We start from the raw sequence: 24,694 nt of genomic DNA, 5'->3' as shown, positions 1-24,694 counted from the left end.
TATGAAGCAATTTATTTTAATCGTATTTGGAATCATCTTTATCTCCAGCTCTTCTTTATATGCTCAGTTTCCAGAGCCGGCCGCCGATGAGGATGCAGGTTTTAAGCAGATACTAACCGAAGAAACTTTTGACAATTGGAATGGTAAACTGGATTACTGGCGGTTTGAAGATGGCGTTTTGGTTGGCGAGGTGAAAGAAGATGGTCTCTTGGATGAGAACACCTTTTTAGTTTGGGAGCAGGAGATTGAAGATTTTGAACTTAAGGTGGAATACCGGATTTCGCCGGAAGGAAACAGCGGCATCAATTACCGGAGTAAAACCGTGAATGGCCAAGAAGATATCTTAAAAGGTTACCAGGCCGATTTAGACGGTCCCAATAAATGGAGCGGTCAGCTTTATGAGGAAAAAGGTCGTGCATTTCTGGCGTTGCGTGGACAAATAACACATGTTGGTAAAGATAATGTGCCGGATGAAATAGGGTCATTGGGAGAAAAGGAAGAACTGGGAAAGGTTATTAACCAAGATGGCTGGAATGAATTTCATCTGATTGCGCGGGGGAATACATTGATCCATATTCTGAACGGCCAGGTGATGAGCGTAACCACGGATGATGGATCAAAAGCAGCAGGTAAGGGATTGCTGGGGCTCCAAATTCATCAAGGTCCCGCCATGAAGGTTGAATATCGTAACCTTCGTCTAAAAGAACTTTAAGAGATAAAGGAAAAGTGTTGTAGGATCGCCACTAAAAGTGTTTAAATATTAATTTCAGCCTCTGCGAAATGAGTATTAAAATAAATCAATGGTTCCCAGCCCCAATAAGCGTCCAGTCGTTGGCCATCCTTTTTTTATCGGGATTTCTATTATTTGCGTGTAAACAAAAACAACAAGAGGGGGCGGAGGAGGAAAGCGAAGAGCAAAAAGAATCCGCTAATCCTGAAGAGATTACAACGCTATCTGGTTTTGAGGTAGAGCTCGTCTACAGCGTTCCACGAAATAGCCAGGGCTCTTGGGTCAGTTTGTCGGTAGGACCTGAAGGACAACTGTATGCGTCTGACCAGCAGGGAAAGGGCATGTATGAAGTGACGGTAGAAGATAGTTCCGGTACGACGAATGTTAAAGTCGAAGAATTGACAATGCCTGTTTCAGGAGCACAGGGTATGGTTTGGGCTTTCGATCACTTTTATACGAATCTAAATGGAAAAGGTGTTTTTCGGTTAAAGGATACCCAAAATGACAGCATCTTTGATGTCATGGAGTATCTGGGAGGTCCCAGAGAAGGAGGAGAGCATGGAAATCATGCGCTTGTGCCCACTCCCGATGGTGAAGGATTGTACGTGGTTAATGGAAACCATACCCCGCCCCCAGAGTTGACGAAAAGCCGAGTCGCCAATTGGGAAGAAGATATCCTGTTGCCCCGCCAGTGGGATGCTCGGGGGCATGCGCGTGGTATTATGGCGCCCGGTGGATATATCGCTCGCATCAACGCTGATGCCAGCCAGTGGGAAATGATAAGCATGGGATATCGTAATATTTATGACGCTGCGATCAATCCGGATGGCGAATTGTTTACTTATGATTCAGATATGGAATGGGATATGGGGCTGCCCTGGTATCGCCCCACTCGGCTGGTACACGTTGTAAGCGGTAGCGATTACGGATGGCGCGGTGGAAGTGGAAAGTGGAAACCGTATTATGAAGATAGCTTGCCTCCGCTGCTTAATATTGGGCCGGGCTCACCTACCGGACTATTATTCGGTAAGGGTGCGAAGTTCCCGGCGCGCTATCAGCGAGCTCTTTTTGGACTCGACTGGACCTTCGGCACCATGTATGCCTTTCACCTGACGGCCGAGGGAGCAGGCTATACGGCCGAAGCCGAAGAATTTTTATCTGGTAGTCCATTGCCTTTGACGGATGCCGTCATTGGCAAAGATGGAGCCATGTATTTTATCACCGGTGGGCGAGAGCAGGATTCCAAACTATACCGGGTGAAATATACCGGAGATGAATCGACAGCTCCCGCTGAGCCTGAGAGTCATCCCGAAGCAGAAAAGCAACGCGAGCTGCGTCATCAACTGGAATCGTTCCATGGGAATGAAGATCCCGAGGCTATTGCAACGGCCTGGCCCTACCTGGATAGTGAAGATCGGCTGTTGCGAAACGCAGCTCGGGTAGCCATCGAGTCGCAATCCACGAGCAGTTGGGTTGATAAAGCATTGGCAGAAGAGCGGCCACAGGCACGTATAACCAGTTTGGTTGCGCTGGCTCGCACCGGGTCTGAAGAACAGCGCTCTGAGGCTATAAATGCACTGCTGGAACTTGACCTCCCGTCACTGAATACGGAAGAAAAGCTCGGTTATTTACGGGCGATGGCGCTCATATTTATGCGATTGGGTGATCCAAATGAAGAGGAACGAAGCAAAATAGTTGATGTCTTGCAGGAGCAATTGCCCAGTGATGACAAACGGCTTAATACCGAATTGATACGGGTATTGGTTTACCTGAAAGATGATCGCGTTATTGAAAAAGCACTGACGCTGATGCAAAAAGAGGGGAATACCCCTCCCCCGGATTGGGGTGGGCTGTTGGATCGAAATGAGGATTATGGGGGCACTATCCAGGAGATGATTGATAATCCTCCGCCAACCCATAAGCTGGAATATGCGTTTATGTTGCGGAATCTTCGTAACGGTTGGTCTATCGATCAACGGCGCGAATATTTTACCTTCATCAATCAGGCGGCCGACAGTATGGGAGGAGAAAGTTATACCGGTTTCCTTACCAATATGAGGGCGGAAGCCTTAAGCAATGCCTCCGAAAAAGAGCGAGAAGCGGTTTCAGATTTGACAGGCGTCAGCTTATCGAAAGAACCGGACTTTGAAATTCAACCACCAGAAGGTCCCGGACGAGAGTGGACAGTTGCTAAAGCTAAAGAAGCGGTAGAGGGCCACCTCGAAAACAGGGATTTTGAAAACGGCCGCAATGCCTTTTTCGCCGTAAGCTGTGCTACCTGCCATCGGTTTGATGGTTATGGAGGAAACATTGGCCCGGATTTGGGTACGGTGAGTAATCGATTTTCAACCGAAGGGTTACTGGAAGCGGTAATCAAACCCAGTGCACTTATTTCAGATCAGTATAGTAGTTCTGAAGTCACCCTTAAGGATGGAAGTACGGTATTTGGCCTAATTATAGAAGAAGAGAACCAGCTAAAAGTCTATAGCAGAAATCCGGATCAGGAACCCAGGATCATTCCACGAAAACAGGTAACGTCTGTAGAACCGATGGACGTTTCCCAAATGCCGGCCGGACTCATTAATACGCTCAATGAAGAAGAGCTAAGAGATTTGGTGGCTTATCTGGAATCTGGTGGAAATCCTGATGACGATATGTTTCAGAAAACAGAAGAATAGCGAGAAAACGATTTCCTTACACCATAAGCCTGCTCCCTCAAAATTGAGGGTAGTGGGCTTTTTTATTAATAAGCCAAAATGAAAGGTATATATCTTCAAAACCTTTTTATATATCCATAAATATTGAATGTCGAAATAAAATAATAAATCAAGTAGATCTATTATTCCGCTGTCTCTTTAGTAATGATTAGGGAGGATAATGGATATATGATTCAGTTTATCAGATCAGTTACATGTCATGGCTGTTTTTTTACAGCATAGTAGCTCGGAAAATTAGTGGAAAAGGGTGATTTTTCCGGTTACAGTCAATTGGCTATTCCGGTTTTCAACGGAAGAGAAACTGTTTAAAGGTAATAATGCAAGAAGCTAGGTATATACAATCGAGTTACATTGATAGCCGAGACGAATGTTCCCGGGAAGAGTTATGGGAGGCGTTTCGCGGCGGAGATGAGAAGGCGTTATCGGAGCTTTTTGTACGATATTATGCCAAGTTATACCGATATGGGATGAAACTTCTATCTGATGAAGAAGCTGCCAAAGATGGTATTCAACAACTTTTTTTGAAGCTATGGAATAATAGGGCGGATATTGGGCGGGCAGAATCTGTTACATTTTATCTTCTTAAGTCATTGAGAAGGATTTTATTCCGAAAAAAGAAACAGTTGAAATCTCGTCGTCGGAGAAATAAAGAATACATGCAGAACTTTATTTCTTTACCCCGAACAATTGAAGATGAAATTGTTGTAGCAGAACGAAAAGTAGAACAAAAAGAGCGTTTGGAGAAAGCCTATAAGGTGTTGACAGATAAACAAAAAGAGGCTCTTTTCTTGCGACTGCAGCATGGCTTACGGAATAAGGAGATTGCTGATGTAATGGCTTTGTCTCATCAACGAGTACGTAATCTTATATATGAGGCTACTAAAAGGTTAAAAAGTCACCTCTCGTAGAGCATTTAGGCTTTATCATACTGTCCAGTTTACCTGCTACAGAAATAATTTCGTATTAAATAATAGAAAATCCGGTACAAAGGAGTTTTGGCTGTGTCTATTGTAGAAAACAGCCAGAAATTTTTCCGTGATGCCCGATACGAAAATAGAAAAATTATTAACAAACGATTCTTTTGTCCGGTGGATAAAAGGAAAGAGCTCAGTGGCAGAGGCAGCATATTGGGAAAACTGGATGTCAGAGCATAAAGAGCGGGAAAAAATAGTGCATCAGGCAGAAGAACTGATTCGTTTAACCCGATCGGATGAGTTGACAGTACCGGATGTACAGGCCGAACTCAAGAAGTTTGAGACTTCTATATATTCAGGGAGCCAACAACATACAAAACGAGGAAGCAATATAACCTCAATATATTCCCCCAAGGTTTTTTTGGGAGCAGTAGCCACCGCCTTGATAATTTTGGTTGTATCAGTCGGTTTTTACTCGGCCTTCAATACCAACAGTGCTGATCATTTAAATGAGCAGCAGGCCGTCAACGGGGCGTTTAGTACTGCTTATGGAGAGAAAAAATCATTTAGACTCAGTGATGGATCTGTCATCATTTTAAATGCAAATTCCAGTTTAGAGTATACTTCTTCTGCCCGGTCAGAACAGAGTATAGATGTTTGGCTGAAAGGAGAAGCCTATTTTGATATTACTCAACTGACAGGTGATGACCAACGATTATTCAGGGTGCATACATCTGATGGAACGGTGGAAGTTGTGGGGACTGAATTTGTCGTCAAATCTTCTTCTTTAGGAACCCGGACCGTTCTCAGTGAGGGAAAGATAAGGATAAAGATCGGCAGTGATTCTACACAATCTGATACATCATTTGTTATGAAGCCAAATGAAATGGCTCATTATGTATCAGGAAATCTTAAAGCAGATCTGCAAAGGGTCAAAGCCTCGGTTTATACCTCATGGGTAAACGATGAATGGCATTTCGATAAGACACCATTAAAAGAGATCGCTCAACGTATAGAAGATATCTATGGCGTAAGAGTTATTTTCCGTAGAACTGAACTAAAACAAAGGGTTCTATCGGGATCAATAAAAAGCACCAACCTCAACATTTTAAAAAGAGCATTGTCCAAAATATTGGATGAGCCAGTTGTACAGCAAGCAGATAGTACAATTGAAATAGGTCGCACAGAAACGAAAAAATAAAAGGGATTATAATTATGAAAAAACGACAAAGCATATGGCACCTTTTACTTGTATTAGTTTTTATCCCCTTAGTATCAACGGGAGAGATATATGGACAGGATATTGAAAAACCGTTATTAGCCAGTTCAGCTTTAGAGCTAAAGGGACAAGTTGTATCTCTTGAAGAAGTGCTTGATGATATCAAAGCTGACTACAATGTTACATTTCTTTATGAAGATAAAGTCATTGCTGACAAATATGTAGATTTAGAACAGCTGTCTTTTGGTGAAAATTCAACAGGTAATGATCTGGCGCATATTCTAACAATGCTTAATATCAATTATTGGCAGATCGATGAAGAGACCTATGTTCTTGTTGAAAAAAAGCAACCTTCTCTTTCCAGTTTTGTGACCCAGGATGAAACTATAACAGGAACGGTAACGGATGCTCAGGATGGCATGCCACTGCCTGGTGTTAATGTGATAGTCAAAGGAACTACGATGGGAACATCTACGGATAGCGAGGGCCAATATGAGATTGATGTTTCTACGCTCCAAGATACACTGATCGTTTCATTTGTAGGCTATCAAACGCAAGAGCTACCTGTTAACGGCAGAACAGAGATAAACATTGAGTTACAGTCTCAGGCAATCCAAGGCGAAGAAATGGTTGTGGTCGGGTATGGTACCTTGCAAAAATCGGACCTGACGGGCTCGGTAGGTACAGTAGACGCTGATGCTATAGAACAACAGTCGGCAACAAATATTTCTGAAGCCTTGGCTGGTAAGGTATCAGGAGTGGATATTTCCTTAAGCTCTGGTGCCCCCGGGGGACAACCGACCATTAGAATACGCGGTAGTAGCTCGGTAAGTAATACCAACAGTCCGCTGTATGTCGTCGATGGGGTGATCATGAATGTAGAGGATATGCAGGGTGGGATAAGTCCGATCAATTCCATACCCCCGGGTAGTATTGAGTCTATAGAAGTGCTCAAAGATGCCTCAGCAACCGCCATTTATGGAGCTCGTGGAGCCAACGGGGTGGTGATTATTACAACCAAGCAGGGACAGGAAGGGGTACGAGTGAACTATAACGGGTCCGTCAGTGTGGGAACGGTTTCTAAAAAAATTGATGTCTTAAATGCTGAAGAATTCTTGCGGGTTGAAGAGATTGCCTATGAAAACGCTGCCAAATACGATCCATCGGGATTTGCGGCCGGTAAATATACAAATCCAACTACCAAACGAGATGATCCCCGACTTTTCGATGAAAACGGAAATCCCATATATAATACAGACTGGCAGGATGTAGCCTTTAGAGAAGCTATTACACAGGATCATGGGTTGTCCATTTCCGGAGGAGATAAAGCAACCACCTATGGTGCTTTCCTATCCTATAGAGATGAGGAAGGGGTAATGACCGATTCTTGGCTTAAGCGTTATTCGGGCAAGTTTAATTTGCAAACAAAAGTGAATGACTGGTTAAGTGCAGGAGGTAGCCTTAACTATAGTAATCAAGAGCAAAAGAGACTTCATGGATGGTCCATGAGAATGTTATATGAATCGATACCCATTGTACCTGTAAAATATCCGGATGGTACATGGGCCGGCAATGAAGATTATCCCGGAATGGAGGGGGGACCCAACCAGCAGCGGGTGTCGCAAGAAGCCATCAATAATTACACGACTAAAAATATTGTTGCCAGTTTTCATACGAATATTACTTTTTCAGAGAAGCTGAATCTGAAAACATTAGTTGGTGCGAATATTGTCAATCAGGATGTACGGACTTATAATGGGCGAACGATTCCCTATTTATCACGTAATGCGAATGGGACGGCCAGTATTACCGGTGAAAATAATGAAGACTGGCAATTCGAAAATACATTGAATTATACCAACGATTTTAATGATGTCCATTCCATTAATGCTTTGTTAGGACAATCAATACAGGTTTCCTCAGCTCAAATTTCAACGGCATCTACACAAGGCTTTTTGGATGACTATTTTGAGTACAATAATCTGGGAATTGCCAATAATCCACAGCCTCCGAGCTCGAGCAAGAACAAATATACGTTAGCCTCATATTTCGGACGATTAAACTATACTTATAATGATAAGTATCTGTTCACGGCAACGGGTCGTGTCGACGGTTCTTCTCGATTCGGTAAAAACAACAGGTATGCCTTCTTTCCTTCCGGAGCTATAGGGTGGAGGGTTTCGGAGGAAGATTTTATGCAGGATATTTCTTTCATATCCGACCTCAAAGTTCGTGCCAGCTACGGACATACCGGAAACTCCGAAATTGCTAACTACCAATACCAAGCCGGTTTAGGAACCTACACAGCTATCTTTAATAATACCAGATATACAGGTGTAGGGGTAAATAGACTTGCAAATCCTGATTTAAAGTGGGAAATCAACAAGCAGTTCGATATTGGGCTTGAGTTGGGGTTATTTAATGACCGGGTATCTATTGAAGCCGATGTATATCGCCGCAAATCAGAAGATATGCTGTTGAACCGACCACTTCCAACGACCAGTGGGTATTCCTCTGTTTTTGAAAATATTGGCAGTATGGAAAACCGGGGTATCGAGTTAACGCTGAGCACGTATAATATTCAGCAGTCTGACTTTACATGGAGTACTGACTTTAATCTGTCTATTAACCAGAATGAGGTTCTAAAGCTAAGCGGAGGGTCTGATATTGAAACTGGCGGCGGTGTGCACGGTGGCGGTGCCGGTAGTATTATCCGTGAAGGATTACCCGTCAACACCTTTATGGGATATGTTGCGCAGGGAACCTGGAATACCGATGAAGCAGAAGAGGCCGCTCAGTACAATCGACTGCCTGGGGATATCAAGTATAAAGATGTTAACAATGATGGAGCCATAAATCAGGATGATCGGGTTCCAATAGGTAATGGTATTCCGGATGGCTATGGTAGTTTTATTAATACCGTTTCTTACCAAAACTTTGAATTCTCGGCTGATATACAGTTTGTGTACGGTAATGATGTGATGTGGGAGGCGGTTCATTCTACCGAAGATAGGGTAGGGATTGCTAATAGTTTAGGATCCGTTCTTAATGCTTGGACACCAGAGAACCAGGATACCCCTGTTGCCCAGTTACGGCCAACACAAGCCGGTTACGATACGGATAATGATACCCATAGAATACAGGACGGATCGTTTATTCGGGGACGAAACTTCACCTTGTCTTATACCTTTTCACCCGATGCACTGGCCCCTTGGAGTATTCGCAACTTAAGGGTATATGCAAGTGCACAAAATTTATTTACTATCACAGAATTCAGAGGTTATGATCCGGAAGTATCAACCTCCGGGTCGCCATTCTCAAGGGGGCGGGCACAGTACTTTGAATATCCTAAAGCCAAAACTTTTCTCCTTGGGCTGAATATCAGCTTGTAACTAAAGTTACACTGTGGCTAATCATAACCTTTTTATTTCTACCATTATGAAAAATACAATTTATTACTCTTTGATTGCTGGGATGATTGTAATTGGGATGTCAGCTTGTGATAGCTTTTTGTCACAGTCCGATCCTTCAAGTTTTACTAAGGATAATTATTATACACAACCTTCACACGCGGAGGCTGCTGTGAGTTCAATTTATCAAGATCTTCGGTCGGTACGAGGCGGGGGCTTTGGCGGGGCCACATGGCTGATGACCGAATTCCAAACGGGGATTGCTAATACTGAATTGGGGCAGGCTACCAATAGTTTGGATATCCGGCAGCTTGACAATAGTGCAGCCAACGATTACGGTGAGACCTATTGGGAAAGCTATTATCGGGGTATTGCCAATGCCAATGAGGCTATTGCCAATATTCCAGATATCCAGATGGATGAATCGGAGAAGAATCAATTCCTGGGCGAAGCTCGGTTTTTACGAGCCTACTATTACTTTACCTTGGTCCGGCTTTTTGGAGAAATACCCTTAATATTAGAACCTGTTGGATTAAATTCAGAGCAACTGGCCCCTGAAAGGTCACCTGTGGGGGATGTCTATAATGCCATTATCGAAGACTTAACCTGGGTAGAGCAGAATTCTGGCTTACCTTTTAATAACCAAAGTGGTCGTGTGACAATGGGAGCCGTTAAGACCTTGCTTTCAAGTGTCTACTTAACGATGGCGGGGCAACCCTTGGATGCTGGAGCAGAATATTATCAACTTGCCAGGGATAAGGCCGCAGAGGTCATTAATTCTGAAGAGTATACCTTATTCGATTCCTATGATGATTTACATAGCGATGCTACCGAAAATACGGGCGAACATATTTTTATGGTCCAATTTGAGGAAAGCATAGCTGGGCACACAGGTTTGCAAAGTGTAACACTTCCCTATAATCAGGATATTTCCGTACTTTCAGCCGAAACCGGTGGGATTTACGTTCAGCAAGAATTCTATGATACGTATGAGTCTGGAGATAAACGAGCGGAGGAAAAGCAGTTTTATTTTAGAGAGTTTACCCGAGCAACCGACCGTACAGATACAATTGATGTGGGCAACTGGTATATTTATAAATTCTTTGACACCGAAACACATCTTTCGTCAGCACAGTCAGGTAGAAACTGGCCACTGTTTCGTTATGCAGAAGTTTTGTTAATTTATGCCGAAGCCGAGAATGAGGTAAATAATGGCCCGACTCCTTCTGCATACGAGGCTGTAAATAGTATTCGTCGCCGGGCCGAGATACCTGACCTATCCGGGCTTTCACAAGCTGAATTCAGAGAAGCCGTGTGGGAAGAAAAATGGCATGAACTCAGTTATGAAAATAAATTATGGTTCGATATGGTTCGTATTCGAAAGGCATATAATCTGGAAACAGAAGAATTTGATGATTATGTTGGTCATAGCTTTGTGTATGGTCCAACATTAACAGAGCGCGAATTGCTTTATCCAATTCCGGCAGACGAGCTGCGAAATAACCAAAACCTTATTCAAAACCCAGGATACTAACTTTTGTCTTATCCAACATTAAAACCAATAGTGGACACAAAATTCAAACAGTCGTTTAACAATTATTATGCGCAATGGGCAAAAATTCTTGCCTTGCTACTCATACTATCTGGCTGCTCGGCTACAGAAGAGCCAAAGTTAACTTTTGAGAAAGGCTCTCATATCGTTTTGATGGGGAATAACCTGGGGTCGAGAATGATGGACTTCGGTCACTTTGAGACCGAAATGCAGCTTCGCTATCCGGATAGTTCGCTTTATATCCGGAATATATCAGATCCCGGAAATACGCCCGGCTTTCGGCCCCATGCAGCTCGTAATTCGCCCTGGGCCTTTCCGGGAGCGGCGCAATTTCAGGATGAGCTGGCGGCCGAACCATCCAGCGTGGGTCATTATCCAACACCGGATACCTGGCTAACCCAGCTCGAAGCCGATATCATTATTGCTTTTTTTGGCTATAACGAATCCTTTGAAGGCAAAGAAGGTCTTGATGCCTATAAAGCCGAGTTGGAAGCTTTTATAGATCATACCCTCAAGCAAGATTATAATGGAGAGCATCCGCCGAAGCTTGCGATTATTTCTCCCATAGCGTTCGAAAATTTATCTGACAGCCTTGATGTGCCCGATGGTCAACGAATAAACGAAAGACTTTCACTCTACACGGATGGGATGCAGGAAGTGGCTCAAAAGAAGAAGGTATCTTTTGTAGATGTCTATGCACCGACTAAAGAATGGTTTGGGAATAGTAGGCAAGCGCTGACCATCGATGGATCACAGCTCAACGAAAAGGGCTATAAAAAGTTTGCCAATCTACTGGCCGATAAGATTTTTGGAGACAAGGAACCAGAAGTAGCAGAACGCCGATCGCAGGTCCATAATATGGTGATGGAAAAGAACTGGATGTGGGAAAACGACTATAAAATTCCCAATGGTGTACATGTCTATGGCCGAAGGTATAAACCATATGGTCCGGATAACTATCCTTATGAGATTGACAAGATTCGACAAATGACTGCCATCAGGGATACGGCCATCTGGAAGGCTCTCAACGGCGAGGTGATGGATATGGAGGAGGCGGATGCCAAGACGAAAAAGCTGCCCGAAGTTAAAACAAATTACAGGTCCGATGCTTACGGGCACGGAGATCCGGAATATTTATATGGACAAGAGGCCCTCGACAAATTTGAAACAGCACCGGGTTATGAAATAGAACTGTTTGCTTCAGAAAAGCAGTTTAATGATCTCGCCAATCCGGTTCAGATATCTTTTGATAACAAAGGACGTGCATGGGTAGCCGTGATGCCCAGTTATCCCCATTACAAACCCGGGAGCGATAAGCCCAACGACAAGCTTCTTATTTTTGAGGATACCGACAGCGACGGCCAGGCAGATAAGCAGACCGTCTTTGCGGATAGTCTACACCTGCCGGTTGGATTTGAGCTTGCCCCGGAGGGGGTATACCTTTCCCAGGGCTCTGATATGGTGTTGCTCAAAGATAACAATGGAGATGATAAAGCTGACCAAAGAAAGGTGGTGCTCAGTGGTTTTGATGACCACGATACGCACCATGCCCACAGCGCTTACACGGCCGACCCGTCGGGCGCGATCTACATGGGCGAAGGCGTCTTTTTGCACACAAATGTAGAAACATCCTATGGCCCGGTTCGCGCAACAGATGGTGGATTTTACCGCTATAATCCCGCACGTAAACGACTGGAGCGCACGGCTCAGATTTCCATTCCCAATCCCTGGGGTATCGCCTTTGATCGGTGGGGACAAAACTTTTTTGCAGAAACATCCGGCCCGAACGTCCGCTGGATGATGCCTTCGACTATTAAATCAAGATATGGAGAAGCCTCGCCAATGACGGAAAATCTAATTGAGGAAGATCATATGGTACGCCCAACATCGGGACTTGAGTTTGTGTCGAGCCGGCATTTCCCGGATGAGGTTCAGGGCGATATGTTGATCAATAATACTATCGGCTTTTTAGGCACGAAGATGCACAACGTCCAGGAGGCGGGCACCGGCTACACTACCGAACACCGTCTGGATTTGGTGCAGTCGTCCGATCCGAATTTTCGTCCCGTTGATTCTGAATTTGCTCCCGATGGATCGCTCTATATCGTTGACTGGCACAATAAACTGATTGGCCATATGCAGCATAACGCCCGCGACCCGCTTCGTGATCATTCGCACGGACGTATTTATCGCATTACGTACCCTGAGCGTCCACTCGTAGAGCCTGCTGAAATTGTCGGGGCCAGCATCGATCAATTGCTGGATAACCTGAAGCTACCTGAGTATCGATCACGTTATCGTACCCGGCGCGAGCTCAGAAGCCGTGATGCCGATGAGGTGCTCAGCCATATCGAAACATGGACACAGAATTTGGATGAGAATGGTCCTGACTATGAGCATCATCTCTTGGAAGCGCTATGGGTTTCCTGGGGACTTAACAAGGTGGATAAATCACTGCTTCGCCAGTTGTTAAAAGCTGAAGACCATCGGGTGCGGGCAGCCGCAGTTCGGGTACTCCGCTATATGGGCCACCAGCTTGCCGATCGGCAAGAGCTATTGATAGAAGCGGCCGGTGATGAGCATGGCAGGGTCCGCCTGGAAGCCATTACGGCCGCATCCTGGTTAAGCGAAGAGGAAGGCATGGCTATACTAAATGAAGCCGAAAACCATCCGCTGGATAAATGGATGGAAGAACCATTGAAGGCAGCGGTAGCCCATGTGCAGGATAAACCCTATCATGATGAAGAAGAAAAAGAGCAGGAAAAGATTGAAACTGATCTTGAAGGGGAAGCAAGGAAGCTTTTTATTAAGGGGAAAGACATTTATGAGCAGGATGGGTTTTGCGGAACCTGCCATCAACCGGACGGGCAAGGGGCTTCGGGATTTCCACCTCTTGCGGAATCCAAATGGGTGACAGGCCAGGAAGAACGGCTCATTAAAATTGTACTTAAAGGATTGCAGGGCCCCATTGAGGTGGCTGGCGAAAAATATCCGGGTCAGGTACCAATGACCGCTTTTGGAGGTATGTTGAGTGACGAAGAAGTGGCTGCAGTCTCAACCTATGTTCGCAATGCATTTGGTAATGAAGCAGCTCCTGTTACAGCCGATAAGGTAAAAGAAGTACGTAACGCCGTTAAGGATAAAGAAGGACTTTATACACCGGCGGAGCTGCTGGAAGAACATCCTGATTAAGCATAAAGATTTAACTTATACAGTGTATATCAGAAATTAATAGCTATTATGTATAAGGATTTTATTTTCTCCTATTATTTTTTTGACCCACCTTTTAATCTCCTCCACGGGAGGGGATAGGGTGGGTTACGTTACAACTAAGGCATTATTTAATATTCATTATCAAGGTTTAAACAGAATTTATAAACACCGGATAAAGTGTAAGAGCTATGGCAATAGAAAAAAGGTTAGCGATATGTATCGGACTATTTCTTCTCCTGACTTCATTAAATATCCAATGCGTAGATGCTCAACAAGGGGAGCAATGGATTTCGTATGAGGCCGGGGAAGGGGCCGGAAATGGAAAACATATTGTCTTAGTGAGTGGAGATGAGGAATATCGCTCAGAAGAAGCGTTGCCTCTGTTGGGAGAGATTCTGGCGAAGCACCATGGATTTGAGACTACGGTGCTGTTTGCGATCGATCCGGAGACAGGCAATGTGGATCCTGAACATCAAACTAATATTCCCGGCCTGGAACAATTACAGGAAGCTGACCTGATGGTGTTATTTACTCGCTTTCGGGAGCTGCCGGATGAGCAGATGAAATATATTGATGAGTACATCCATTCTGGCAAACCTATCTTGGGGATGCGGACCGCTACGCATGCATTTAATTATAAGCGAAACACCGACAGTCCCTATGCAAAATATGATTATGCCAGTGAGCAGGAAGGCTGGGAAGGTGGTTTCGGCCGACAAATTTTGGGAGAAACATGGATCGACCATCACGGAGTGCACGGAGAGGAAGGCACACGAGGACTGGTAGATGGCATTGAACAACGAAAGGGACACCCCATTCTTAGAGGTGTCGATGATATTTGGGGCCCGACGGATGTGTATGGCGTTCGGGAGCTGGAAGGCAACCCTAATGTGTTGGTCTGGGGACAACCGACTGAGGGAATGACTCCGGAAGCCTCCTTGAATTGGCAAAAGTCGGTAATGCCGGTGGCCTGGACGAAAGAGTATACTAGTGAAGCCGGAAATACCAGCCGGATTTTTACAACCACGATGGGCGCATCGGTCGATTTAAAAAGCGAAGACCTGCGCCGCCTGTTGGTCAATGCCAGTTACTGGGGATTACAGATGGAAGAAGATATTCCGGAAGAAAGTGACGTTTCGATTGATGGAGCCTACAACCCCACGATGTTTGGCTTTGGGGATCATCAAAAAGGCATGAAACCCTCTGATTTTAAGTAAAACCATAATTAAAGTGTTTGTTTGGGTATAATGATATTAACAACCCCTCTTGATCTCCCCTTCATAAGGGGAGAAAAAATAGGATACAAATATTCCCCTCCTTATGAAGGAGGGGTCAGGGGTGGTTGGCCCACTAACCGGTAATTAAAATATCAAATAACAAAACTACAATGACGAAAGTTGGATTTAACCTGTTGGCCTGGTCGGCGGCTATTTCAGAAGAAATGTTACCAGTTGCAGAACGCCTTAAAGAAATTGGCTACGATGGTATTGAATGTTTCCTGGGAGTTGAGGATAAAGATGCCTATCGAAAATTTGGAGAAGAGATCAGTAATTTGGGGCTAGATATGACCTGTGTAATGGTCATGAATCCAGAGGAAAATCCCATTAGCCCTTCTGCAGAAGTACGTCAAAAAGGACTGGATCGTATTAAATGGGCCATCGACCGGGCAAATGATTTGAATGCGGAGCTCATTTGTGGGCCCATGCATTCGGCTTTTGCAACCTTCGCCGACAAAGCTCCGGATGAAGACGAGTATAAGCGCAGCGCGGAAGTGTTAGCCAAGGCGGGAGAGTATGCCGCACAGGCGGATATTATGCTGGCTCCGGAGGCTATCAACCGGTTTGAATGTTACCTTTGTAATACGATGAGTCAGTTGTTGCATCTCGTCGAGCAGGTAGACCATCCCAATGTAAAATCGCTCTTTGATACCCATCATGCCAATATCGAGGAGAAGAACCTTGGAGAAGCCATCCGTACTATCGAACCCGTGTTGGGCCATGTGCATATCAGCGAAAACGATCGCGGCACCCCGGGATCAGGACATGTGCCGTGGGATGAGACCTTTGCCACACTCTCGGAGATTGATTATGATGGGTGGCTGACCATTGAATCGTTTACCCGGGATGATCCGGATTTTGCCAATTCTATCAATGTTTGGCGCGAATACAATAAGCCCTGGGACGTGGCTGAGCAGGGTTATGCCTTTATTAAACAGATGAGTGAAAAACACGGCCTTTAAAATATTCCCATGCAGAGGTTTTATTTGAAAATACTCTCAGCATTCCGGTAATTATATGGGTTAGTTAAGGCCTTAGTCTAAAGGCGAAAATTTGTAATAGTTTAAAATATATTTAGCAATATAAATCCAGGATGGTATGAAATACTCTTTACTTTTTTTAGTCGTCTTAGTATCTGTTACTTGTATTCAGCCTATACCCGTAATGGGACAGGCCAGCATGTTAAAAGCACAAGAAGTATCGGATCAAACATCTATGGATGATAAAGAATTGCGTCATGTCGTTTTAATAAAGTTTAAGGAAGATGCCACAGAGCAGGAAATTACTAAAGTAGAGGAAGCTTTTTCAGCACTTCAGGATAAAATACCAGTTATCGATGATTATGAGTGGGGAACCAATAATAGTCCTGAAGGGTTAAGTAAAGGGTTTACGCACTGCTTCTTCGTTACTTTTGAGACCGAAGAAGATCGTGAAACCTATTTGCCTCATCCCGATCATAAAGCCTTTGTAAAAGTGTTGGAACCTCATATGGAAGATGTGCTGGTCATCGATTACTGGGCGAGCGAGGAGTGATGGGCATTTATTGGAATAAGTAGTTTAGCTTTAGTCAGAATTAGTTTCTGGCTCCTGTATTTGCTTAAACAGTTTTTTGGTTACACAAGAATTGTAACCTTATTTAAGATTGAGTTAGCTTCTCTTTTTAGAGAAGCAACTCAACCATTTATATCTTTTCTTAGTTCAATTTTCCCAATTCTTCAAAATCATTACGAGTAGAATTTTCTTTTGAGAGTCTCTTATCTAAAGAAGACCAAAGAATGATAAGGGAATTCTATGGGAAGAATAAGTGACCAGCAATTGGTGCAGAAGATCCGGGATGGGGATCGGGAGGCATTCAAAAAGTTATATGATCGATATCATAAGCAGCTCTATTTCCTTGCAAAGCGCTACCTGAAAGATCAGTATCTTGCTGAAGATGCCGTTCAGGATATCTTTATCAAGATTTGGAATAAAAGAGCGAAGCTAAGGGAATCTTCTCTCAAAGGATATCTGTTCGCAATGATGAAGAACCATTTAATAGATACCATTCGTAAGCAAAAAAGTAGTACAAAAGTTAAAGAAGAGTTTAAAAAGGTATCGCAGCAAAAACCGCGCAGGGAGAAAACTGCTGAAAAGATCATCTACGATGAATATAGAGAGATGGTCCATAAAGCGTTAGACAACCTATCTCCGGAGGAACGTAAAGTTTTTGAAATGAAAAACTTTGAGGGCCTTTCCAATGCTGAGGTAGCAGACAAGAAAGACGTATCTGTAAATACCGTAAAGACACAATTTTATTTAGGATCGAAGTATGTCCGTAACTACTTAAAGAAACATGCTGATATACAGTAGCTCCAGCCGTCAGCTATCAGTTTTAGCTTTCTCTCCTAAATTAAATATAACTGAGAGGTTATGGATATAAAGGTATAGGGTATGGTCCAATTAATATTCTTTATGCCTTGCTACGGACTTACCAAAAGAATTCTAAAATAGGAGCCAAATTCAGAAGTTATTTGCTCTCGGCTGGATAATCACGTGGTCAGAAGTCCAAATGAGGCATAAGTAGCTATGAATTTTTGTTCTATTTTAAACCGGGAACTAATTTTCCGGCCTATGAATCCTGAGCGGAGACCGGAAGGTGGTCAGGAGTATTTCATACCGGTGGATGTCAAAAAGCGAGCACCCAACGGGAAGGACCATTGAAATGCTCCCACCTGTAGGACGGAGCTGGGTTCAGGATTCTCAGACGGTGATTTTTGGGTTCCTTTTTTGATCGTTCAAAAACAGGAACACCACCATGGCATGTTGGTTTCCGAGGTTATAACTCACCTTAACACAGTAAAGTCCGGGATTAAAATACCAACCTTTAAATATCGAAAGTCCTGATCAATCACGTCCCTTCTATATATTTAAGACGTTAACATTGATTTATATTTGGCCTCCTTATCAATGTACGGCAGATGAATATGCAGCCATTTTCCGCATACTTATGTTCTTATACCCTCCCTGTTAATTAAGGATTTTCAAAAAAAAGAGAAGGAAATCCCGCAAATTTTTAAAAAAACTTCTAATACTTTCGGTCTGTGCAAACGTATTCATAATGAAGGGTTAGTAAAATACCCTCAGATAATTGCTAAAGAAGTAAACTATGGATCGAAGGAAGGTAGAAAATTTTTTTAAAGATCAATGTACGCCTGAGGAAGTTGAAGAGGTAAAGGAATGGCTGAAAACGCCGGAAGGCCAAGCCTTCCTCGAGGAGAGGTTGGACCAAGATATTGGGCATCTAAAAGATGGGGACATTAAGCCTATGACGTCTGAAATACGGTCAGAAACAATGTGGGATGTCATTGAAGGTGAGACCCAGCCGGAGGATAAATATAGTCATGACTCGAAGCGTACGTTCTCTTCTTATGGGCAAGTGGCGGCTGCAGTCATCCTGTTGTTGGTTTCGGTGACGTACTATGCATGGATTCAAAATCCTGAGCCGGAGAAGAATGTATCCCAGCCCATTACTTATGTGACCGGAAGTGACCAACAAAAGGCATTAACCTTGAGTGATGGTACTAAAATCAGGTTGAACAGCAATGCTAAAGTCGAAATACCGGCAGATTTTAACCAGTCCACCCGGGAGGTTATGCTGGAGGGTGAAGCTTTTTTTAAAGTAGGAGAAGATGACGAAAAGCCTTTTGTGGTGCATACCGATCGGGCCACAGTCAAAGATTTAGGTACGGCTTTTAATGTTCGGGCTATACCGGGAAAGCAGAATGTTCAGGTAGCAGTCACGGATGGAAAGGTATCAATATGGTCAGATCAACAGGCCGAAGAAACAGCTACTCAGTTAACGGAGGGACAATTTGGTCATTTGGATCTGCAGAAAGAAACGCTCCAGATTGAGCGGTTCGGAGTAAATAATTACTTGAGCTGGATGAATGGTCGGTTAGCCTATGATCAGGCACGCCTGGACCAGGTAAGCCGGCAGCTCAGCCGCATTTATAATGTATCTTTTTCCTTTTCTGATGATAGGCTCAAGAAATTAACGGTATCTACCAATTTTGAACGTAAATCACTTAAAAAGGTTCTGGAGGTCATTTCTATGACCCTGCGGATCAATTATCAGCTAAAAGGAGAAGAGGTAGTCTGGCTACAGCAGAATCAGAACGCAGATAACAATGAATATCAAAGGTAGGAATCAAATCTTATGAAAATGCTTAATAAAGTTGCTAAAGAACATCCGGATAAGTCCCAGATGAAGAGCATAACGGTTGCCTTAATTGGGATTATGCTACTGGCTTTTTCCTCAGCTGGCTTAGCGTCTGCGGGTTCAATCCAATTAAAACAAGAAAAACAACAGAGTCAATTGGAGGGACAGTTTGCACTAAATCAGAAAAAGGAGGCAGATTATCAGCAACTTTCCCTTGCATTGGACAATGTAAAGCTGGTTTCAGCACTAAGCCAACTGGCAGAAAAGGTTGGTGTGGGCTTTTCTTATCAGGAATATGCTATTCCCAATAAAAAAGTAACCGTTAACTTAAATGGGGTATCCATATATGAGGCCCTGAATGTGTTGCTTAAAGATACCAACCTGGAGGCAACCTTAGCCCCTGACCGGGATATACTGATTATCAGGCAGAAACTAAGTCCTGTGCTAAAAACAAAATTAGAAACAGTCACGGGAACCGTTACGGATGCGCAGTCAGGAGAGACGCTTCCGGGTGTGAACGTGATGATAAAAGGTACCAATACAGGTACTTCTACGGAAGGGGAAGGATACTTTGAACTTAATGCACCTTCGCTGCAAGACACTCTGATATTTACTTTCGTTGGTTATGAACGACAGGAAGTTCCCATAGCCGGCAGGACCGAAATAAATATCGAGTTAGCCCCCAAGACTGTTGAGGGAGAAGAGATGGTGGTTGTGGCATTTGGTGAACAAGAAAAGGAAGATGTAATTGGAGCCGTTACCTCTGTCAGTTCCGATGATCTGCAAAAAGCAAGTTCAGGTGGAAACCTGACAACCTCGTTAGCCGGACAAATGGCCGGAGTTATATCTTACCAGCGGAGTGGCGAACCGGGCCAGGATAATGCTGACTTTTTTATCAGAGGGGTAACGACCTTTGGCTATAAACAAGACCCGTTGATATTGATTGACGATATTGAAGTGTCATCAACAGAGTTAGCTCGCTTAGAACCAGATGATATTGCCAGTTTCTCTATTCTGAAAGATGCTACCGCAACATCATTGTACGGCAGCAGGGCTGCAAATGGGGTGATACTCATCAAAACCAAACAAGGGTATCAGGGTAAGCCTACTATCTCTGTACGAATGGAAAATTCTATTTCCATGCCCACACAGGAAATTAAGTTGGCCGATCCCATCACCTACATGGAGTTACATAATGAAGCAGCCCTCACGCGCGATCCTCTTGCTGTTTTGCCCTACTCCGATAGAAAAATTGATAACACAAAGTTAGGCGTTGATCCTTATATGTATCCCTCTACGGATTGGAGAGAAGCCCTGTTTAAAGATTACGCCATGAATCAACGGATCAACCTGAATGTGCGCGGAGGTGGGAATGTAGCTCGTTATTATGTAGCAGGCTCTGTGGACCAGGATAATGGGGTGCTGAAGGTGGACAATCGGAATAACTTCAATAACAATATTAACCTGAAAAACTATAATCTGCGCTCAAATGTTGATATTAGTTTAACCAATACCACGGATATAGCTGTTAAGCTAAGTGGCGATTTTGATGATTATGAAGGTCCGCTCGAAGGTGGAGCAGAAATATACGAGATGGTCATGCGCACCGACCCTGTCCGTTTTCCTCCCGTTTATCAGCGCGATGATGAACATCAATATGTCGATCATCCGATGTTTGGGAATTATGAAGAAGGCGGGAGTTATATGCTAAATCCCTATGCCGAAATGGTTCGGGGCTACCGACACTATAACCGGTCTGTTATGTCTGCCCAGTTTGAGGCCGAGCAGGATCTTTCCTTTCTGACGGAAGGCCTTAAATTGAGTGGACTGTTGAATACACGGCGGGAGGCATTCTCCGAGGTGAGCAGATCTTATGATCCATTTTGGTATTCCACTTCTTCCTTCGATCAGGCCTCAGGAAACTATCAAATAAACCTGCTTAACGAGGGAGAAGGAACAGAATATTTAAGTTATAATCCGGGCTCTGAGACCGTCGTTTCCTCCTTTTACATGCAGTCGGAGTTGAATTACCAAAATTCATTTTTAAATAAGCATGATATAAGCGGCCTGTTAGTCTTTACGACGCGCAATGAGGTGGCAAGTAATGCCAGCGACCTGCAGTCTTCATTACCCCGACGTAATGTTAACTTGGCGGGTCGAGCCACTTATACGTATGACAGTCGTTATTATGCCGAGTTTAATTTTGGGTACAATGGCTCGGAACGGTTTCATAAAGATTTCCGGTTCGGCTTTTTCCCTTCGGTAGGGGTGGCATGGAATGTGTCCAACGAGCCTTTTTGGGAGCCGATAGCCGATAAGGTTGATAAACTGAAATTTCGAGCTACCTATGGTTTAAGCGGAAACGATGCCATTGGAAGCCTGTCAGATCGCTTTCTATATCTGTCGAATGTGAATATGAATGACGCTTCGAGAGGCGCCGTTTTTGGCCGCGATAATGGTTATTACCGAGAGGGGATGTCGCTGTCCCGTTATTCGAATCCGGCTATTACCTGGGAAAGAGCTAAAAAGTTAAACCTGGGCTTGGAGATTAGTTTATTTGAGAGGCTGAATATCCAGGCGGATATTTTTCGGGAGCAACGCAATAATATTTTAATGGACCGGGTTGCTATCCCGGCATCAATGGGCCTTTCGGATACGCCACAAGCCAATGTTGGTGAGGCTGTTAGTCGGGGCTTTGATTTATCAATGGATTACAGTCAGTTTTTTGGGAACACCTGGTGGCTCCAGGGACGGGCTAATTTTACCTATGCTACCAGTGAATACTTGACGTATGAAGAATATGAATATGATCAGGAGTGGTGGAAGTCTCGCGAAGGCTATCCGATCGAGCAACGGTGGGGCTATATTGCCGAGAGTTTATTTGTGGATGATGAAGAAGCGGATAACGCGCCCCGTCAAAACTTTGGTGAGTACGGGGGCGGAGATATAAAATATCGTGATGTGAATGGTGATGGGGAAATTACCGAATTAGACCAGGTCCCTATCGGTTATCCTACAACTCCTGAAATTGTCTATGGGTTTGGTTTCTCAGCAGGGTATAAAAATCTGGATATTTCCGCCTTTTTCCAGGGATCGGCCCGCTCATCATTTTGGATTAATGTTGGCCAAACTACCCCATTTATCGGAGATCAACAGCTTTTGCAAGCTTATGCAGAAGACCATTGGTCTGAAGATGATCGCGATATCTACGCCTTGTGGCCGCGACTAAGTTCAAGCTCTATAGGAACGGATAATAACTCGCAGACCAGTACCTGGTTTATGAGAGATGGTTCCTTTGTACGCCTAAAGCAATTAGAGGTAGGATATACTCTGCCTCAGAAGTTTCTTCAGCAGTTTTATGTAGATGATTTACGGATATATGCCAATGGTTCCAATCTGCTCACCTGGAGTAAGTTTGACCTTTGGGATGTAGAAATGGCGGGCGAGGGACTGGGATATCCCATACAGAAGGTATTTAATCTGGGCATCCATGTATCATTTTAATCGAAAGGTTTAACAAACAGATTAAAGGTTATGAAGAGAACCAAACAAATATTATTAGTTGCGTTACTGTTCGCATTATCAGGCTGTTCCGACTTCATGGATATTGTTCCGGATAATGTTGCTGAAATAGATCAGGCGTTTGAGATGCGCAGTACAGCCGAACGTTTTTTGTTTACGTGCTATTCTTATATGCCATCGCATGTAAGTGAAACCGAAAATCCTGCTTTTTTAGCAGGTGATGAAGTGTGGGTTTCTCCAAGCTTTTCAAGTGCGCCTGTACAGATCGCACGGGGAAACCAACGATTAGTGGATCCATACTCAAATTATTGGGAGGGAGAGAATGGCGGAAAAGATTTATATGAAGGCATTCGGCAGACCAATATTTTCCTGGATAACATTGGTTCGGTACCCAATATGAATCAATCAGAAAAAGATCGCTGGATAGCAGAAGCCAAATTTTTAAAGGCTTATTATCACTTTTGGCTGATACGAATGTATGGACCTATCATTGTGGTGAAAGATAACGTGCCGATATCTGCAGACCGGGAACAGGTAGATCAATCACGGGCTTCGGTAGATTCAAGTTTTGCCTATGTCGAACAGCTACTGAATGAGGCTATCCCTGATTTGCCTGACCGAGTGAATAGTGAAATTTCTGAGCTGGGAAGGGTCACAAAAGCTATTGCATTAGGCGTAAAAGCCAAGGTGTTGGTTACGGCTGCCAGTCCCTTGTTTAATGGCAATGAAGGGTATGCAGGCTTTGAAGGCCCTGATGGACAAGAGTTATTTAATACCACTTTTGAGATGGAAAAATGGCAGAAAGCAGCTGATGCTGCCAAAGAAGCCATTGATTTAGCGGAGTCGTTGGGCTATGAATTGTACCAGTTTCAGCCCCAGTTTTCGCAATATGAACTGTCGGATACGACTAAAACAAAGATGAGTATTCGCAACAGTGTAGCTGAAAAATGGAACTCGGAGATTATCTGGGGAAATACCAATAGTATGGCCGACGGGATACAAAATCTTGCTACGCCCCGGGGACTCGATCCGGATTATATAGATAACGGTTCATTACGGGGAAGTCTTGCGCCACCCATAAAGATTGCGGAGATGTTCTATAGTGATCACGGAGTGCCTCTTACCGAAGATAAGACGTGGGATTATTCAAGGCGGTTCGAACTTAAAGTCGCTACTGAATCCGAAAAATATAACTTGGAGGAAGGCTATGCCACCGCCTTGCTGCATTTTGACCGAGAGCCTCGCTTTTACGCAAGCATGGGCTTTGATGGAGGAATCTGGTATGGACAGGGCCGTTTAGACGACGATGGGAACCTATTTTATGTATCCAACAAGAAAGGGGATCCGGCGACACAGTATAACCCAAAGTTTTATTCAGCAACGGGTTATTGGACCAAGAAGTTAGTCAATTATAATAACGTAATAGGGTCGGGTGATACCTATACCGTTGAAAGTTACCCCTGGCCCGTCATGCGCCTTGCGGATCTCTATTTACTCTATGCAGAAGCATTAAATGAAGTGCAGGGTCCTACTGCTGAGGTCCACGCCTATATTAACCTGATACGCGAAAGAGCAGGAATTCCGCCCGTTGAGGAAGCATGGTCGAACTACTCTGAGAACCCGAATAAGTACACAACAAAAGAGGGGATGAGAGAAATAATCCATCGTGAACGGTTAATAGAGCTGGCCTTTGAAGGAAAACGTTTCTGGGATCTGCGCCGATGGAAGAAAGCTGATGAAGAGATGAACGAACCAATAACTGGATGGGACTTGAGCCAGGAAACACCGGAAGGCTATTATCGGGAGCGGCTGATATATGATCAGCGTTTTACTGCCCGCGATTATTTGTGGCCATTGGATGAAGATATACTCTTATCAAATACACAAACGGTTCAAAATCCAGGTTGGTAGTTAATTAATACAACACTCAAAATTTATTTTG

14 protein-coding genes are annotated in these 24,694 nt (G+C 44.0%); all 14 read left to right on the top strand.

The genetic code is table 11. The features are described from left to right. The first annotated feature begins 1 nt into the window (after nucleotide 1). A complete protein-coding gene (locus J6I44_RS00585) occupies nucleotides 2-712 on the top strand; it encodes a 3-keto-disaccharide hydrolase (RefSeq protein ID WP_265763983.1) in 711 nt (236 codons plus the stop codon). Between the two features lie 68 nt (nucleotides 713-780). Next, nucleotides 781-3,408, top strand: coding sequence for a PQQ-dependent sugar dehydrogenase (locus J6I44_RS00580; RefSeq protein ID WP_265763982.1), 2,628 nt, complete (start codon nucleotides 781-783; stop codon nucleotides 3,406-3,408). Nucleotides 3,409-3,764: 356 nt separating this feature from the next. Further along, nucleotides 3,765-4,355, top strand: a complete 591-nt coding sequence (locus J6I44_RS00575) for an RNA polymerase sigma factor (RefSeq protein ID WP_265763981.1) — start codon at nucleotides 3,765-3,767, stop codon at nucleotides 4,353-4,355. Nucleotides 4,356-4,485: 130 nt separating this feature from the next. Then, nucleotides 4,486-5,562 (top strand): FecR family protein, encoded by a 1,077-nt coding sequence (locus tag J6I44_RS00570; RefSeq protein ID WP_265763980.1) that lies wholly within the window; start codon nucleotides 4,486-4,488, stop codon nucleotides 5,560-5,562. Nucleotides 5,563-5,576: 14 nt separating this feature from the next. Then, nucleotides 5,577-8,972: a SusC/RagA family TonB-linked outer membrane protein gene (locus J6I44_RS00565; RefSeq protein WP_265763979.1), complete on the top strand. Its 3,396-nt coding sequence runs from the start codon at nucleotides 5,577-5,579 to the stop codon at nucleotides 8,970-8,972. Between the two features lie 46 nt (nucleotides 8,973-9,018). Further along, complete coding sequence (locus tag J6I44_RS00560; protein ID WP_265763978.1) at nucleotides 9,019-10,524, top strand: RagB/SusD family nutrient uptake outer membrane protein; 1,506 nt, start codon at nucleotides 9,019-9,021, stop codon at nucleotides 10,522-10,524. A gap of 30 nt (nucleotides 10,525-10,554) precedes the next feature. Further along, entirely contained in the window at nucleotides 10,555-13,734 is a 3,180-nt protein-coding gene (locus tag J6I44_RS00555; protein ID WP_265763977.1) for a PVC-type heme-binding CxxCH protein, read from the top strand. Nucleotides 13,735-13,943: 209 nt separating this feature from the next. Continuing rightward, nucleotides 13,944-14,972, top strand: a complete 1,029-nt coding sequence (locus tag J6I44_RS00550; RefSeq protein ID WP_265763976.1) for a ThuA domain-containing protein — start codon at nucleotides 13,944-13,946, stop codon at nucleotides 14,970-14,972. Nucleotides 14,973-15,142: 170 nt separating this feature from the next. Then, the gene (locus J6I44_RS00545) at nucleotides 15,143-15,994 is read left to right on the top strand and encodes a sugar phosphate isomerase/epimerase family protein (protein ID WP_265763975.1); all 852 of its coding nucleotides are present in this window, start codon (nucleotides 15,143-15,145) and stop codon (nucleotides 15,992-15,994) included. 202 nt (nucleotides 15,995-16,196) lie between these two features. Next, nucleotides 16,197-16,565 (top strand): Dabb family protein, encoded by a 369-nt coding sequence (locus tag J6I44_RS00540; protein WP_434084221.1) that lies wholly within the window; start codon nucleotides 16,197-16,199, stop codon nucleotides 16,563-16,565. Nucleotides 16,566-16,823: 258 nt separating this feature from the next. Next, nucleotides 16,824-17,381 carry an RNA polymerase sigma factor gene (locus J6I44_RS00535; protein ID WP_265763973.1) on the top strand — a complete coding sequence of 186 codons (558 nt, stop codon included), beginning with the start codon at nucleotides 16,824-16,826 and terminating at the stop codon, nucleotides 17,379-17,381. A 796-nt stretch (nucleotides 17,382-18,177) separates the two neighbouring features. Further along, nucleotides 18,178-19,215 carry a FecR family protein gene (locus J6I44_RS00530; protein ID WP_265763972.1) on the top strand — a complete coding sequence of 346 codons (1,038 nt, stop codon included), beginning with the start codon at nucleotides 18,178-18,180 and terminating at the stop codon, nucleotides 19,213-19,215. Nucleotides 19,216-19,233: 18 nt separating this feature from the next. Beyond that, on the top strand, nucleotides 19,234-22,734 hold the full coding sequence (locus J6I44_RS00525) for a SusC/RagA family TonB-linked outer membrane protein (protein ID WP_265763971.1): 3,501 nt from the start codon (nucleotides 19,234-19,236) through the stop codon (nucleotides 22,732-22,734). Between the two features lie 30 nt (nucleotides 22,735-22,764). Continuing rightward, the gene (locus J6I44_RS00520; RefSeq protein WP_265763970.1) at nucleotides 22,765-24,663 is read left to right on the top strand and encodes a RagB/SusD family nutrient uptake outer membrane protein; all 1,899 of its coding nucleotides are present in this window, start codon (nucleotides 22,765-22,767) and stop codon (nucleotides 24,661-24,663) included. Nucleotides 24,664-24,694 lie beyond the last annotated feature (31 nt).

Origin of the sequence: Fodinibius salsisoli (assembly GCF_026229185.1) — a bacterium.
Classification (GTDB): domain Bacteria; phylum Bacteroidota; class Rhodothermia; order Balneolales; family Balneolaceae; genus Fodinibius; species Fodinibius salsisoli.
The sequence above is the reverse complement of the archived record's forward strand: the minus strand, read 5'-3'. Positions and strand labels throughout refer to the sequence as shown.

Coding starts and splice junctions, on each gene's coding strand:
- J6I44_RS00520 (WP_265763970.1), top strand. CDS start 22,765: ATGAAGAGAACCAAACAAATATTATTAGTTGCGTTACTGTTCGCATTA.
- J6I44_RS00530 (WP_265763972.1), top strand. CDS start 18,178: ATGGATCGAAGGAAGGTAGAAAATTTTTTTAAAGATCAATGTACGCCT.
- J6I44_RS00525 (WP_265763971.1), top strand. CDS start 19,234: ATGCTTAATAAAGTTGCTAAAGAACATCCGGATAAGTCCCAGATGAAG.
- J6I44_RS00545 (WP_265763975.1), top strand. CDS start 15,143: ATGACGAAAGTTGGATTTAACCTGTTGGCCTGGTCGGCGGCTATTTCA.
- J6I44_RS00570 (WP_265763980.1), top strand. CDS start 4,486: ATGCCCGATACGAAAATAGAAAAATTATTAACAAACGATTCTTTTGTC.
- J6I44_RS00550 (WP_265763976.1), top strand. CDS start 13,944: ATGGCAATAGAAAAAAGGTTAGCGATATGTATCGGACTATTTCTTCTC.
- J6I44_RS00560 (WP_265763978.1), top strand. CDS start 9,019: ATGAAAAATACAATTTATTACTCTTTGATTGCTGGGATGATTGTAATT.
- J6I44_RS00580 (WP_265763982.1), top strand. CDS start 781: ATGAGTATTAAAATAAATCAATGGTTCCCAGCCCCAATAAGCGTCCAG.
- J6I44_RS00575 (WP_265763981.1), top strand. CDS start 3,765: ATGCAAGAAGCTAGGTATATACAATCGAGTTACATTGATAGCCGAGAC.
- J6I44_RS00540 (WP_434084221.1), top strand. CDS start 16,197: ATGGGACAGGCCAGCATGTTAAAAGCACAAGAAGTATCGGATCAAACA.
- J6I44_RS00565 (WP_265763979.1), top strand. CDS start 5,577: ATGAAAAAACGACAAAGCATATGGCACCTTTTACTTGTATTAGTTTTT.
- J6I44_RS00585 (WP_265763983.1), top strand. CDS start 2: ATGAAGCAATTTATTTTAATCGTATTTGGAATCATCTTTATCTCCAGC.
- J6I44_RS00535 (WP_265763973.1), top strand. CDS start 16,824: ATGGGAAGAATAAGTGACCAGCAATTGGTGCAGAAGATCCGGGATGGG.